Origin of the sequence: Deinococcus sp. JMULE3 (assembly GCF_013337115.1) — a bacterium.
Lineage (GTDB): Bacteria > Deinococcota > Deinococci > Deinococcales > Deinococcaceae > Deinococcus.
This window is the reverse complement of sequence record NZ_SGWE01000001.1, coordinates 15,871-30,285: the sequence shown is the minus strand read 5'-3', so window position 1 is coordinate 30,285 and position 14,415 is coordinate 15,871. Positions and strand designations below refer to the sequence as shown.

General features: G+C 69.8%; 11 protein-coding genes. 7 read left to right on the top strand and 4 right to left on the bottom strand.

What is annotated here, in order from left to right; translation table 11 throughout:
- The first annotated feature begins 189 nt into the window (after positions 1 to 189).
- Positions 190 to 2,448, top strand: a complete 2,259-nt coding sequence (locus EXW95_RS00120) for a bifunctional diguanylate cyclase/phosphodiesterase (RefSeq protein ID WP_174365808.1) — start codon at positions 190 to 192, stop codon at positions 2,446 to 2,448.
- On the opposite strand, the gene EXW95_RS00115 is transcribed toward EXW95_RS00120, so the two are convergent.
- Both EXW95_RS00115 and EXW95_RS00110 read right to left on the bottom strand, forming a co-directional pair.
- Positions 2,382 to 2,909, bottom strand: coding sequence for a MerR family transcriptional regulator (locus EXW95_RS00115; RefSeq protein ID WP_174365807.1), 528 nt, complete (start codon positions 2,907 to 2,909; stop codon positions 2,382 to 2,384). The two genes, EXW95_RS00120 and EXW95_RS00115, sit on opposite strands and share 67 nt — an antisense overlap.
- The gene (locus tag EXW95_RS00110) at positions 2,906 to 3,880 is read right to left on the bottom strand and encodes an NADPH:quinone oxidoreductase family protein (protein WP_174365806.1); all 975 of its coding nucleotides are present in this window, start codon (positions 3,878 to 3,880) and stop codon (positions 2,906 to 2,908) included. The genes EXW95_RS00115 and EXW95_RS00110 overlap by 4 nt, the downstream gene beginning before the upstream one ends.
- Positions 3,881 to 4,013: 133 nt before the next feature.
- Between EXW95_RS00110 and EXW95_RS00105 the strand changes: the two genes are divergently transcribed.
- A complete protein-coding gene (locus EXW95_RS00105; RefSeq protein ID WP_174365805.1) occupies positions 4,014 to 5,807 on the top strand; it encodes an acyl-CoA dehydrogenase in 1,794 nt (597 codons plus the stop codon).
- 91 nt (positions 5,808 to 5,898) lie between these two features.
- Here EXW95_RS00105 and EXW95_RS00100 read toward each other — a convergent pair whose 3' ends face one another.
- Positions 5,899 to 6,972 carry a serine hydrolase domain-containing protein gene (locus tag EXW95_RS00100; RefSeq protein ID WP_174365804.1) on the bottom strand — a complete coding sequence of 358 codons (1,074 nt, stop codon included), beginning with the start codon at positions 6,970 to 6,972 and terminating at the stop codon, positions 5,899 to 5,901.
- Between the two features lie 54 nt (positions 6,973 to 7,026).
- Here EXW95_RS00100 and EXW95_RS00095 point away from each other — a divergent pair, with 54 nt between their 5' ends.
- Positions 7,027 to 7,635, top strand: a complete 609-nt coding sequence (locus EXW95_RS00095; RefSeq protein ID WP_174365803.1) for a winged helix-turn-helix domain-containing protein — start codon at positions 7,027 to 7,029, stop codon at positions 7,633 to 7,635.
- Between the two features lie 85 nt (positions 7,636 to 7,720).
- Here EXW95_RS00095 and EXW95_RS00090 read toward each other — a convergent pair whose 3' ends face one another.
- Positions 7,721 to 8,722: a LacI family DNA-binding transcriptional regulator gene (locus EXW95_RS00090; RefSeq protein WP_371809870.1), complete on the bottom strand. Its 1,002-nt coding sequence runs from the start codon at positions 8,720 to 8,722 to the stop codon at positions 7,721 to 7,723.
- A 248-nt stretch (positions 8,723 to 8,970) separates the two neighbouring features.
- On the opposite strand from EXW95_RS00090, the gene EXW95_RS00085 reads away from it, so the two are divergent.
- From EXW95_RS00085 to EXW95_RS00070, 4 genes are all read left to right on the top strand, one after another.
- Positions 8,971 to 10,239, top strand: coding sequence for a sugar ABC transporter substrate-binding protein (locus EXW95_RS00085; protein WP_174365801.1), 1,269 nt, complete (start codon positions 8,971 to 8,973; stop codon positions 10,237 to 10,239).
- A 260-nt stretch (positions 10,240 to 10,499) separates the two neighbouring features.
- Positions 10,500 to 11,393: a carbohydrate ABC transporter permease gene (locus EXW95_RS00080; RefSeq protein WP_174365800.1), complete on the top strand. Its 894-nt coding sequence runs from the start codon at positions 10,500 to 10,502 to the stop codon at positions 11,391 to 11,393.
- Entirely contained in the window at positions 11,390 to 12,262 is an 873-nt protein-coding gene (locus EXW95_RS00075; RefSeq protein ID WP_254605360.1) for a carbohydrate ABC transporter permease, read from the top strand. The genes EXW95_RS00080 and EXW95_RS00075 overlap by 4 nt, the downstream gene beginning before the upstream one ends.
- Before the next feature lies 1 nt (position 12,263).
- Positions 12,264 to 14,309: a beta-galactosidase gene (locus tag EXW95_RS00070; RefSeq protein WP_174365799.1), complete on the top strand. Its 2,046-nt coding sequence runs from the start codon at positions 12,264 to 12,266 to the stop codon at positions 14,307 to 14,309.
- Positions 14,310 to 14,415: the final 106 nt, after the last annotated feature.

Below are 14,415 nucleotides of genomic sequence, written 5' to 3'. Positions count from 1 at the left end.
GAACGGGGGCGGGGACTTGCGTCCCCACCCCCCCCTCCCCCCCCCGACAGGCGGACCTTGAGGTCGGGATAACCGCATTCACATGTAACGTTGCAGCTCTATCCTGAGAATAGTTCCATCCCTCCCCGATCCCACGCGCACCCAAGGAGCTCCGCTGTCCGCCATGACCTGCCCAGCCCGGCCTCTCATATGACGCGCGCCCTGGCCCGCTGGAACGGCCTGAGCGTGTCGCTGCGCCTGCAACTGCTGGCCCTGCTGACGGCGCTGCTCGTACCGCTCGGGGTGATCCTGCTCCTGCTGCTGCCCGCCTTCATGAACGAGAAGTTCAACGCCATCGAGCGGACCCAGGTGCAGCAGTTCAGCGATATCGCCCGCGCGAACCTGAACACCGAGGAGGACCGCGTCGGGCTGTTCGTCCTGAACTTCAGCCTGTGGACCGAGACCTTCGAGTACGCCGCCGGACGCAACGCCCGCTACCTCGAGGCGAACCTCGTGCCCGGCACGTTCATCGGCGGCAAGGTCGACTACTGGGGCATCACCGCGCCCGGCGGGCGCCTGCTGTCCGCCGCGACCCTGGACCAGAACCGCGTCGTCGACGCCACCGATACCGTGCAGGACTTCCTGCGCGCCCTGCCCGACCCGCTCCCGCAGGACGGCGCGGCCGGGGTGATCCAGCGCGGCGGGCGCGCCTACATCGTCGCGGCGCGCCCCATCACGCGCGACGACGGCCAGGGACGCGGCGGGACCATGCTGCTCGCCCGCACCCTCACCCCGCAGGTCCTGCAGGAGATCACCTACCAGGGGCAGATCTTCAGCGCCGCGCTGCGCCTGGACCCCGTCCCGGACACCCAGGTGCAGTTCCTGAGTGACCGCGTGCGGGCCACCTCACCCCTGAGCGCCCCCAGCGGCCCGCCGCAACTGTCGCTGGAACTCAGCATCCCGCGCGCCGTGCACGCCGCCGGACTGATCGGCGCGCAGCAACTGCGCCTGACCATGCTGATCACCACATTGATCGGCGTGTCCGCCTTCATGCTGTTCCTGAACCGCCGGGTCCTGAGTGTCCTGGACGGCTACAAACGCGACACGCAGCGCATCGCCCGCGACCCCACCCACCGCCTCGACGGGCGCGACCCCACCGAACTGGGCCTGCTGGCCCGCACCATCAACGACCTGCTCGACCACCTCAGGGAACGCGAGGAGCAGCTGCGCGACCGCTCGCAGCGCGACGAACTGACCGGCGCGTTCACCCGCAGCGGCCTGATCGAACGCCTCGACCACACCCCGGTCCGCAGCGCGCTGCTGCTGGAGGTGCCGCGCCTGCAGGAACTCAGCGGCCTGTACGGCAACGCCATGGTCGACACGCTGCTGCGCGAGGTCACGGGCCGCCTGAACGAACTCGGGCCGCAGTTCGTCGTGGCGCGGCTGTCGTCCAGCGGACTGGCGCTGATCACCACCGGCCCCGACACGCCCGACCCGCGCGCGGTCCTGCATGACCTGGAACGGCCCTTCACCCTGAACGACAACGACGTCCCGCTGAAATTCACCGCCGGGTACGTGGAATCCCCCTACGCGGTGCCGGTCCCCACCCTGCTGCGGCACGCGAACATCGCGCTGCAGCACGCCATCGACGAACGCGAACAGATCGCGCTGTTCAACGAGGAGATGCTCAGCCGCAGCCAGTACGGGCACCTGCTGGAAGCGGCCCTGCAGGGCGCCGAGACACGCGACGAACTGACGCTGCTGTACCAGCCGATCCGGAACCTCAGCACCGGACGCTGGGAGTCGGTCGAGGCGCTCATGCGCTGGAAGCACCCCACGCTGGGCAGCGTCCCGCCCGGCACGTTCATTCCCATCGCCGAGCGCGCCGGGCTGATCGCCCCGCTGGGCGAATGGGCGATGCAGCGCGCCCTGACCGACGCCCTGAGCGCCCAGCGGATCGCGCCGATCCGCGTGAACGTGAACGTCAGCCCCATCCAGCTGCTCAGCCCGGACTTCGCCGCGCGGGTCCTGAAGCTGCTGCGCGACCTGAACGCCCCGGCGGACCTGCTGACCGTGGAGGTCACCGAATCGAGCGTCATGCAGAACGTGGACCTCGCCTGCCGTCACCTGCAGGCGCTGCGCGACGCCGGGATTCACGTGGCGCTCGACGATTTCGGCAGCGGGCACTCCAGTCTGGCGCTGCTGGCCGACCTGCCGCTCGACACCGTGAAACTCGACCGATCGTTCCTGCGCGACAACGCGCTGGGCGGCACGCGCGGCGCCCTGCTCGGCAGCGCCATCCGGCTGGCGGGCGACCTGGGCCTGCACACCGTCGCCGAGGGCGTCGAGGACGAATCGATGCTGCGCCTGCTGCAGGACTTCGGCTGCGGCGCCGCGCAGGGCTACCACATCGCGCGGCCCGAACCCCTGGAGGAACTGCTCGGGCGCCTGCAGGTGATGGGCCGCTGATCCCCGCAGCCCGCTTCAGGGGTCGCCGTCGTCCTGGGGTGGGGGGGCAGTTGCCCGCCGGTGAAGCGCTTGGTGAGCCAGCGGTCGAAGCGGGCGAGGTTGTCCGCCTGCCGCTCGTAGGCGTCGTGCACGGTGCGGAGTTTGACCTGCAGGGCCTGGAGGCGCTCGTCGCCCAGGGGGATGTCCGCGCGGGTCCAGTCGCGGCGGTACACCCCGCTCACGTCGTGTGTGGCGCGGCGCAGCGTGACGGCGTCGCGGGCTTCCTCCAGCGTGAAGCCCAGGGCGCGCAGGTCGATCAGGTCGCGCAGCAGCCGCAGGGCGTAGGGGCCGTACAGCGCGCGGCCCGACGCGGTGACCTGATCGGGGGTCAGCAGGCCCAGTTCGGCGTAGTGCATGACGGTGCGGCGGGTGACCTGCGCGGCGCGGGCGAGTTCGGCGGTGGTGTAGTAGGTGGGCGTCACGGCGTGACGATCACTTTACCGGTCACGCGCCGCTCCAGCAGGTCGCGCATGGCCTGCGGCGCCTCCTGCAGGGTGTAGGCGCGGCTGATCTCGGGCTTCAGGGTGCCGCTCTGGACCCACCCGGCCAGCTGGGTGAGGTGGCGGGCGTTGCCGCGCGGATCGCGGCGGGCGTACTCGCCCCAGAAGACGCCCACGATGGACGCACCCTTGAGCAGCGGGAGGTTCAGGGGCAGCCTGGGGATCTCGCCGCCCGCGAAGCCGATCACGAGGTACCGTCCGCCCCAGGCGACGGCGCGGAAGGCACTCTCGGCCCAGCGGTCCCCGACGGGGTCGAGGATGACGTCCACGCCCTTCTTCCCGGTCAGGTCGTTCAGGGCCGCCTTCAGGTCGGTGTCGGCGTAGTTGATGACCTCGTCCGCGCCGTGCGCCCGCGCGAGGTCGAGTTTCTCCCCGGTGCTGGCGGCGGCGATCACGCGCGCGCCGAGGGCCTTGCCGATCATGACGGCGGCGAGGCCCACGCCCCCGGCGGCGCCCAGGACCAGCAGGGTCTCCCCGGCTTTCAGCTGTCCGCGGTCGATCAGGGCGTGCATGGCGGTCCCGTAGGCGAGCGGCAGGGTCGCGGCGACGTTCAGGTCGAGGTCGTCCGGGAGGGGCAGCGTGGCGGCGGCGGGCGCGATCAGGTGCGTGGCGAACGCACCGGTGCCGGTGAACGCGGCGACGCGCTGGCCCACCGTCAGGTGCGTGACGCCCTCGCCGACGGCCTCGACGGTCCCGGCGGCCTCCGCGCCGGGCGTGAAGGGAAGGGGTGGGCGCACCTGGTACTTGCCCTGCACCATCAGGGCGTCGGGGTAGTTCACGCTGGCAGCCTGCACGCGGATCAGGACCTCGCCGGGGCCGGGGGTCGGGGTGGGCTGCTCGGTGACGGTCAGGGTTTCGGGTTCGTCGAAGGCGGTGCAGGTCAGGGCGCGCATGGTGGGTCCTCCTGTGGTGGAATGCCCCCATCTTATACGCGGGCGTTCAAAGTTGACGTTCACGTTCACTCCCCGTACGCTCGGGAGGTTCCCGCCCCCCACCTCTCCCCCATTCCCAGAAGGAGGCCCGCGCATGGCCCCAGTCCTGAACCGCCGCGACCTGAGTTTCCAGCTGTTCGAGGTGCTCCCCACCGCCGACCTGCCGAATCGCCCCCGCTTCGCCGAGCACAGCCGCGAGGTGTACGAGGACGTCCTGAACCTCGCCTACAGCGTGGCCGAACGCTACTTCGCGAACCACGCCCGCGAGGCCGACCTGCATGAGCCGCATGTCGAAGGCGGCAAGGTGGTGCTGCCCGCCGCCATGCGTGACGCCATGCGCGCCTTCCGGGACGCGGGGTTCTTCAGCGCCCACCACGACGAGGACCTGGGCGGGCTGCAACTGCCGTGGGTGGTCATGCAGGCCGTGCAGGCGCACTTCCAGGCCGCGAACGTCGCCACGAGCGGCTACCCGTTCCTGACCATCGGGAACGCCAACCTGCAGCGGGTGTTCGCGTCCCCCGAGCAGCAGCGGCGCTACATGCTCCCGCTGCTGGAGGGCCGCTGGTTCGGCACGATGGCCCTCAGTGAACCGCACGCGGGCTCGGGTCTGGCGGACATCACCACGACCGCCACGCCGCGCGGAGACGGCACGTACGCCCTCACCGGCACGAAGATGTGGATCAGCGGCGGCGAGCACGAACTGAGCGAGAACATCGTGCATCTCGTGCTGGCGCGCATCGCGGGCGGCCCGGCGGGCGTCAGGGGCATCAGCCTCTTCCTGGTGCCGCGCTACCGCGTACAGGGGGACGGCACCCCCGGAGAGGACAATCACGTCGTCCTGGCGGGCCTGAACCACAAGATGGGCTACCGGGGCACCACGAACACCCTCCTGAACTTCGGCGAGGGCGGCGAGACGATCGGGGAACTGGTCGGCGAACCGGGGCGCGGCCTGGCGCAGATGTTCCACATGATGAACGAGGCCCGCATCGGCGTCGGCATGGGCGCCGTGATGCTCGGCACCGCCGGGTACCTGGAGAGCCTCGCGTACGCCCGCGAGCGCCGCCAGGGCCGCCACGCCAGCCAGAAGGACCCCGCCGCGCCCCCCGTGCCGATCATCGAACACGCCGACGTGAGGCGCCTGCTGCTGCGGCAGAAGGTGTTCGTGGAAGGGGGCCTCGCGCTGGGCCTGTACGCCAGCCTGCTCGTGGACGACACCCAGACCGGCCCCGAGGAAGGGCGCGCCGACGCCGGACTGCTGCTGGACCTGCTGACGCCCATCGTGAAGAGCTGGCCCAGCAAGTACAGCCAGGAGGCCCTGAGCGACGCCATTCAGGTCATGGGCGGCGCCGGGTACACGCGGGACTTCAACGTCGAGATGTACTACCGCGACAACCGCCTGAACCCCATCCACGAGGGCACCGAGGGCATCCAGGGCAACGACCTGCTGGGCCGCAAGCTGACCCAGGCGGGTGGGCGCGGGCTGAGCGTGCTGCTGGGGCGCATGCAGGCTGACCTGAACGCCAGCGAGGGCCTGGACGGCCTGGACGAGATCCGCGCCGCCCTGCGGCAGGCCATCACGTGGAACACCCAGGCCCTCGGGGCGCTGCTGCCGCGCGCCGCCGAACTCGGCCCGGACCTGTTCCTCGCTGGCGCCAACAGCGCCCTGGAGATGCTCGGGCACACGGTCGTCGGCTGGATGTGGCTGCGTCAGGCGACCGCCGCCGCCCGCGCCCTGCCCACCGCCCGCGCCGACGCGGACTTCTACCACGGGAAACTCCACGCCGCGCGCTTCTACGCCACGCACGAACTCCCGAAAGTCCGCGCGCACGCCGACCTCCTCGCCAGCGCCGACCGCACCACCACCGACATGCAGGCCAACTGGTTCTGACAGCGGTGTTCAGGGAGACTGAGGGATGTGGAAGCAGAGTTGAGGGGCGTGCTGTTGGCTCTTGACTGGAACTGGAAACCGCTGTGAGCGCTCAGCGGGTCAGTGCGAACACGTCTTCCATGAAGTCCGGCCAGTCACTCCCGGCGCTGCCCGCGCCGGGCTGGTCGGCGGCGATCAGCCGCACGGCGACCAGATCGGCCTCCGCGTCCACCACGAGAGACTGGCCCAGCCAGCCGTCGTGACACCAGCCCCGGCGCGGGCCAGGGTTCTCGTGCAGCCAGCGGGTCCCGGCGGGGACCTGGGTGGGATCGAAGCCCACCTCGGCCAGCAGTGCGTGGAAGGCGTGGCGCGGGTACGTGCCGCGCAGGGCGGTCAGGGCGGCGATCTGTGCCGGGCTGGCCTGCGCGTCCCGCATGTTGTGCACGTGCGCGTCCGTGACGGTGTACGTCGCCTGCGGGTGCCACGTCCACCACAGCAGGCCCATGCGTGCGGTCAGCGGCGTGGCGGGGCGGGTACTGGCGTGAATCCAGTCCGGGGTGATCAGGTCCTCACCGCCGCGCAGCGTCAGGTGCCCCAGCCGGGCGAGGTCCCGCGCGTGCAGGCTCAGGCCGCTCATGCCGTGCGGCGTACCCGCCGCGTCACGCGCCCAGGTGACGTCGTGGATGCCCAGCGGGCCGAACAGTTCCGCGCGAGCGAAGTCGTCGGCGTGCTGTCCGGTCGCGCGGCGCAGCACGCCGCAGATCAGGTTCACCGCCTTGTTGTTGTAGCTGAACGCCGTTCCCGGCGCGTGCTGGAATTCCGCGCAGAGGGCCAGCTGCACGAAGTCCGGGCTGGGGTAGATCTCCTCGGGCGCGGCGGGCACGTTCTGCAGGCCGCTGGTGTGGGTCATGAAGTGACGCAGCGTGACCTGCGCCCGGCGGCCCTGCCGCCACTCGGGGTAGAACTCCGCGACAGATACGTCCGGGCCCGGCAGGTGCCCGAGCGTCACGGCGCGGCCCACGAGGAGACTGAGGACGGCCTTCGTGACGCTCATGGTCTCGACCGGGTCGCGCGACCCGCAGGTGTCGTCCACGAGCGTGTGCCCACCCTGCAGGACGCACAGGGCGCTGGAGTGGGTGCGGCGGGCCTGATCGATCAGCGGGTCCAGGTTCAGGGAGTGGGTCACGCCTCGACGCTCCCGCGTTCCAACGTGATCGGCAAGACCTGAGATCATGCTGGCGTGAACCGCGCCGAACTGCTGTTCGATCCCCAGCACTGCGCTCTGCTGGCCCGCTGTCACGAGCGCCCGCGCAGCGTGACCGAACTGGCGGACCTGACCGGAACGAAACCCAACACCACGTACCGCCGCGTGCAGCGCCTGCTGGCGGCGGACCTGCTGATCGTCGCGGGTGCCCAGCGCCGCGCGGGCCGCAGCGTCCGCCGCTACGCCCCGGCCCACACGACGGTCGACGTGCCGTTCCGGGACTCGCCGTACCCGTCCTTCGCGGCGTACCTGCACGAGCGGCTGGACCGGACGATGCGCGCGAACCTGAACCACAGCTTCACGCGGCTGGACCTGCCGGAACACGACCTGCACCTGCGCTTCTTCTTCGATCACGGGGTGTTGCAGGTCGATCCGGTCCTGCCGGGCCTGAGCGTGGCGGACACCTACGCGGAGGTGTTCGCCGCCGCACAGACCGTGACGCGCTGGGTGCCGCTGAAACTCACGCCGGACGAAACCACGCAGTTGCGAGCCGAACTGGACACCCTGACGCGCCGGTACTTTCGCCCCTTCCACGACGGCGACACGCAGACCGGCGCGCTGGGCCTGTTCCTGCTGCCCGGCTGAGCCCCCTTCCAGAGCGCGGAGGACCGACGCTCCGCACGCAGTCCAGGGAGACGGAGGGTTTGCGCCGCCTCCCCGGACACCAGGGTCAGAGGCTGACGAGCAGGTCGCCCACGGAGTCGCGTTCGATGAGCTGGGTGGCGACGCTGATGTGCCGTTCGGGTTTCTGCCCTTCGATGGCGTCGAGCAGGGCGTCGAGGGCCTGGCGGGCGACTTCGGGGTAGTTGTGGTTGACGCTGGTCAGGGGTGGGGTGACGACCTGCGCGACGAAGATGTCGTCGAAGCCGACGATGGAGAGGTCGCCGGGGACGGTCAGGCCGCGTTCGTGCGCGGCGGCCAGGGCGCCGGCGGCGACGAGGTCGTTCACGCACAGGCAGGCGGTAGGTGGGGGTCCGGCGGCGAGCAGGGCGTTCATGGCGGTGCGTCCGGCGTCGATGGTCAGTCCGGTCAGCTGGATCCAGTGGTTGGGTGCGTCCGGGTGGTGCTGGCGGTACAGGTCGAGTTTCTCGACGCTGGTGGTGACGTCCATCTGGCCGCCGAGGAACGCGACGCGGGTGTGCCCGTGGCGGTGAAGCAGTTCCAGGAGGGTGCGGGTGCCGCCGATCTCGTCGGAGCGGACGCTGGAGGCCAGGGGGGCGCCGGGCACGTCGCCGTTGACCGCGACGATGGGGAGGCGTTCGGCGATGTCGTGCAGGGTGCGCAGGTCGTCGGGGTCGGGGTCGGGGTCGTTGGCGAGTCCGCCGAGGTACAGCAGCCCGTCGACCTGCCGTTCGGTGAGGGCGTGCAGGTAGGTGCGTTCCATGTCGCGGGTGCTGACGGTGTTGCCGAGGATCATGGTGTAGCCGCGTTCGAAGGCGCCGATCTCGAGCTGCAGGAAGAGCTGGCTGAAGAAGGGGTTGCCGATGTCGGGGAGGATGCACCCGATGGTGCGGGAGCGGTGGTGGTAGAGGGTCTGGGCGATGCGGTTGGGGCGGAAGCGCAGTTCGCGCATGGCCTGTTCGACGCGTTCGCGCAGGGTCTCGTTGACGGTGTTGTGGCCGTTGAGAACGCGGGAGACGGTGGCGACGGACACCTGGGCCCGCTGGGCGATGTCGTAGATGGTCGGGGCTTTCTTGCGGATGGTGTTCCCCCCTTGCGAAACCGGTTACCCAAATGTATGCTCCGGATGTACCTCAAGTAAACCCGTCCTGACGGACACCGGTGCAGACCGACGCACCTGATCAATTTCTTCACGACCTGCACGCTGTCCACCACCATCATTCAGAAACCGGTTACTGCCCTTTCGGCCTTCGCGTGAACCCCACGGTTCCTCACTCCCCGTCCCACACAGGAGACGCCATGAAGAAACTCGCACTGCTGACCGCCCTCGCCCTCGCGGGCACCACCTCCGCCCAGAGCCTCTCGGGCACCGTGACCGTCTGGTCCTGGGACGCCGCCGCCAAGGCGCTGGAAAGCACCATCCCCAGCTTCAACAAGAAGTACCCCAACGTGAAGGTCAACGTCGTGGACCTGGGCAACCAGAACGTCTACGACCGCGGTCTGGCCGGCTGCGCGGCGGGCGGCGCCGACATGCCCGACGTGTACTCCATCGAGAACAACGAGGCCGAAGTGTTCTGGGCGCGCTTCCCCGACTGCTTCACCGACCTGAACACCCTGGGCGCGAACAAGTACGCCAAGAGCTTCCCCGCCTTCAAGTGGACCGAACTGATGGTCGGCAACAAACGCTACGCGATGCCCTGGGATTCCGGCCCCGTCGTGATCTTCTACCGCCGCGACCTGTACCAGCAGGCGGGCGTGAACGCCAACAGCATCAAGACCTGGGATGACTTCATCGCCGCGGGCAAGAAGGTCAACGCCAAGTTCGGCGGCAAGGTCAAGATGGGCGCCATCGGCAACGGCCAGGACGACGAGTGGTTCCGCATGCTCGCCAACCAGAACGGCTGCTTCTACTTCGACAACAACGCCACGCAGATCACCATCGCCAAGAGCGGCTGCGTGCAGGCGCTGGACACCGTCAAGAAGCTGTTCGCCAACGACGTCGTCATGACCAGCGACTGGGGCGGCCAGATCACGGCCTTCAAGGCCAACCGCCTCGCGAGCGCCATGTTCGGCGCGTGGTACGAGGGCACCATCCGCACGAACGCCGCGGACCAGAAGGGCAAGTGGGGCGTGTACCCCATGCCCGCCAGCAAGCCCGGCGGCGTGCGCGCCAGCAACCTGGGCGGCTCGGCCCTGGCCATCCCCAGCAGCAGCAAGAACCAGGCCGCCGCGTACGCCTTCATGGAAAACGCCCTGGCCACCACCAACGGTCAGGTCACCATGCTCAAGAGCCAGGGTCTGGTCCCCAGCCTCCTGACCGCCAGCAAGGACGCCTACGTCAGCCAGAAGCAGCCGTACTGGGGCAACCAGGCCGTCTGGAAGACCATCCTCGACACGCTGGGCGACGTGCCCGCCGCGCGCGGCACCCAGTACTTCCAGGACGCCCGTCAGGTCATGATCGTCGTGCAGGCCGACTACATCAAGGGCAAGTACAAGACCGCCCAGGAAGCCCTGAACGACGCCGCGAAGAAGATCAGCGCCGCCACCGGCCTGCCGGTCGCGAAGTAAGCCCCGTGCGGGCGGCGGCCCGGTAACGCGCCGCCCGCACCACTCAACTTGCAGCTTCCAGGGCCGGACGCGCGCAGCCATTCATGGCGCGGGTTCCGGCCCATCACCTGTTCAGTGATCCGGATTCCGTTTGTTTCGTTGACAGATCGGAACACCACCGATCCGTCCACTCCACGTCCGGAACCCGTTTCTCTCCTTCTCGCTCTGCTCGGATTGAACGGCTATGTCAGCCAATCGATCGGAGTCCATATGAGGACCACATGACGACCGTGCCCCCCCCTGCACCACCCAGACGCCGAGCCCGCGTACCGCTGGCCCCGTACCTGTTCATCCTGCCGTACCTGCTGATCTTCGCGACGTTCTGGGCGTGGCCGATCGTGAGTTCCTTCCTGATGAGCTTCAAGGATTCCCGCCTGGGCGCGGCGGCCGGGTACGGCCTGAGCAACTGGCAGCGCCTGCTGACCGACGAGTTCTTCCGCACCGCCCTGAAGAACACCGTGATCATCCTGGTGATCCAGGTGCCGCTGATGCTGTCCCTGGCGACCATGCTGGCCGTCGCGCTGAACAGTCGCCTGCTGCGCGCGCGTGGGCTGTTCCGCTTCGCGTTCTTCGCGCCGCTGGTCGTGGGGACCGTGGCGTACTCGGCGGTGTTCCGCCTGCTGTTCAACGGCGAGTTCGGCATCGTGAACCGCGCCCTGGCCGGCGTCGGGCTGCCCGAGGTGGACTGGCTGAACCAGCCGGGACCGGCCATGGCCGTGATCATCCTGGCGATGACGTGGCGCTGGACCGGGTACAACGCGATCATCCTGCTCGCGGGCCTGCAGGGCATTCCCGAGGACGTGTACGAGGCGGCCGCCATCGACGGCGCGACCCCCTGGCAGCAGTTCTGGAAGATGACCCTGCCGCTGCTGCGGCCCACGCTGCTGTTCTGCGTGGTGCTCAGCGTGATCGGCACGCTGCAACTGTTCACCGAACCCGCGCTGATCACCAACAGCGGCCCCGGCAACGCCACCATGACGCTGGGCACGTACCTGTACCAGCAGGGCTTCCGGTCGTTCAACTTCGGGTACGCCAGCGCCATCGCGTACGCCGTGGCCGCGCTGGCCGCCGTGTTCAGCTTCGCGCAGCTGCGCCTGTTCGGGAGGGACTCATGACCGCCGTCAAACCCGCCGCCGCGCGTCCCATGCGCGGCAAGGCCGCCCGTGACCGCGTGAGCGCCGCGTGGCTGCACCTCGCGCTGATTCCGCTGGCGCTGCTGTTCCTCGCGCCGCTGTGGATCATGCTGGTGTTCTCCACCCACCCGGAAACCGCGATCTTCAGCCCCAACCCGCCCCTGTGGTTCGGCGGGGCGTTCAAGGAGAACTTCGACGGGCTGCAGGCCGACACGAACTTCCTGCGGGCGCTGGGGAACAGCACCGTGATCTCGGTGGCGTACACGCTGCTGAGCATGCTGCTGACCAGTCTGGCGGGCTTCGCGTTCGCGAAGTACACCTTCCCGGGCCGCAACCTCCTGTTCGGGTTGATCCTGGCGACGCTGACCATCCCGACGTTCGTGACGATCATCCCGCAGTTCATCCTGGTCGCCCGTGACCTGAAGATGAGCAACACCTACTGGGCGGTGATCCTGCCGACCCTGGCGAACACCATCGGGATCTTCTACATGCGTCAGGCGTTCCAGACGGTCCCGGACGACCTGCTGGCCGCTGCGCGCATCGACGGCGCGAGCGAACCGCGCATCTTCTGGCAGATCGCCCTGCCGGTCGTGCGGCCCGCACTGGCCGCGCTGGCGATCCTGCTGTTCCTGGCGAGCTGGAACGACTACCTGTGGCCGCTGATCGTGCTGACGCAGAAGGACAGTTACACCATGCCGGTCGCGCTGGGCACTCTGGTGGGCCTGACGCGCGTGTCGTGGGGCGGGATCATGGTCGGGACCGCGATCGCCACCGTGCCGTTCCTGATGGTCTTCCTCGCGTTGCAGCGGCACTTCGTGGCGGGCATCGCGGGCGGCGCGGTCAAGGACTGAGATGCCCCACTTCGATCTGGGCGCGCTCGCGTACGGCGCCGATTACAACCCCGAGCAGTGGCCGCGCGAGGTCTGGCGTGACGACGTCCGCCTGATGGGGGAGGCCGGGGTGAACCTCGTGTCGCTGGGCATCTTCTCCTGGGCGCAGCTCGAACCGCGCGAGGGGGAGTTCGAGTTCGGCTGGCTGGACGAGATCATGGACCTGCTGCACGAGGGGGGCGTGCGGGTGAACCTCGCCACGGCGACCGCCTCTCCCCCACCGTGGCTGTCCCTGGCGTACCCGGACTCGCGCCCGGTCACCGTGGACGGCGTGCGGCTGGAGGTCGGCGCGCGGCAGCTGTACTGCCCGAGCGACCCGCACTACCGCGCGCTGAGCGTCCGGCTGGCCCGCGCGGTCGCCGAGCGCTACGGCACGCACCCGGCGCTGCGGCTGTGGCACGTGAACAACGAGTACGGCTGCCACATCGACCAGTGCTACTGCGCTCAGTGTGCCGAGCGATTCCGGTTCTGGCTCCGCGCCCGCTACGGCTCGCTGGATGAGCTCAACCGCGCCTGGGGCACCGCCTTCTGGTCGCAGCGCTACGGCGACTGGGCCGAGGTGCAGCCGCCCCGCCGCGCGCCCAGCTTCCCGAACCCCAGCCAGGGCCTCGACTGGCGGCGCTTCTCCAGCGACAACATCCTGGAGTTGCACCGCGCGGAGGTCGAGGTGCTGCGCGCCCTGACCCCGGACATTCCCGTGACCACGAACTTCCTGGGCTTCCTGCCGGGCCTGGACTACTTCCGCTGGGCGCAGGAGGAGGACGTCGCCGCCGTGGACGTCTACCCCGACCCGGCGGGCGCCGCCCCGCACCTGGAGGCGGGCATGGTGTTCGACCTGACGCGCTCGCTGCGCGGCGGGCAGCGCTGGCTGCTGATGGAGCAGGCGACGAGCGCCGTGAACTGGCGCGACCGCAACGCGCCCAAACGACCGGGCCTGATGCGCGCCCTGAGCCTGCAGGCCCTGGCGCGCGGCGCGGACGGCATCCAGTTCTTCCAGTGGCGGCAGTCCGTGGCAGGCGCCGAGAAGTACCACAGCGCCCTGGTCGGCCACGTCCCGCCCGAACGCTCGCGGGTGTGGCGCGAGGCGCGTGACCTCGGGCAGGAGCTGAAAGGACTGGACGTCCTGCGCGGCGCGCGCGTGAAGGCCGACGTGGCGGTGATGTTCGACTGGCACTCCTGGTGGGCGCTGTCGCAGGCCAGCCAGCCCGCCGTGACGCCGCTGCTGCCCGTGGTGGGCGCGTGGTACGCGGCGCTGCGGTCCCTGGGCGTGAACGTGGACTTCGTGCACCCGGAAGCCGACCTGAGCGGCTACCGCGCCGTGACCCTCCCGCAGCAGTACCTCCTGACGCCGGTCGCGGCGCAGGGCATCCGCGCGTTCGTGCAGGGCGGCGGGACGCTGGTCATGGGGCCGTACAGCGGCGTCGTGGACGGCGACGATCACGTCGTGCCCGGCGGGTACCCTGGGCTGCTGCAGGACGTGCTGGGCGCCTGGGTGGAGGAATGGGCACCCCTCCAGACCGCTGAAACGCGTGAGGTCCGCTGGGCCGACGGCCGCGTCACCCCGGTCACCGAGTGGACCGAGGTGCTGCACGCCGACGGCGCCGAGGTCCTCGCCACCTACGAGGCGGACTTCATCGCCGGGCAGCCCGCCGTGACCCGCCACGCCTTCGGGCAGGGCCACGCGTACTACCTCTCCACCCGGCCCGACGCGGCGGCCCTGACGGACCTGCTGCGCGGCGCCCTGTACGGCGCTGGTGTGGCGACCGCCGACCTGCCGGACGGGCTGGACGTGACCCTCAGCGACACCGCGGACGGGCGTCTGCTGCACCTGATCCACTTCGGGGCGCAGGACGTGACCGTGCAGGTCGCGCACGCGACCGACGCCGTGAGCGCAGAGGCGCGCGGCACCCTCACGCTGCGGCCCCTGGACGCCGCGCTGCTGCGCGTCACGGCCGGGTTCGAGCTGCGTGACCTCACGGTCCTTCCCGCAGCGGGCACGCCTGCCTGAACCGCAGGGCAAGGCTCACGTCACGGCGGCCCGGGGGCGTTCCCTCCGGGCCGCCGGTCGCTGCGGGTCATACGGGATGAAATTGACTTGCTTCCAACGTGATTGC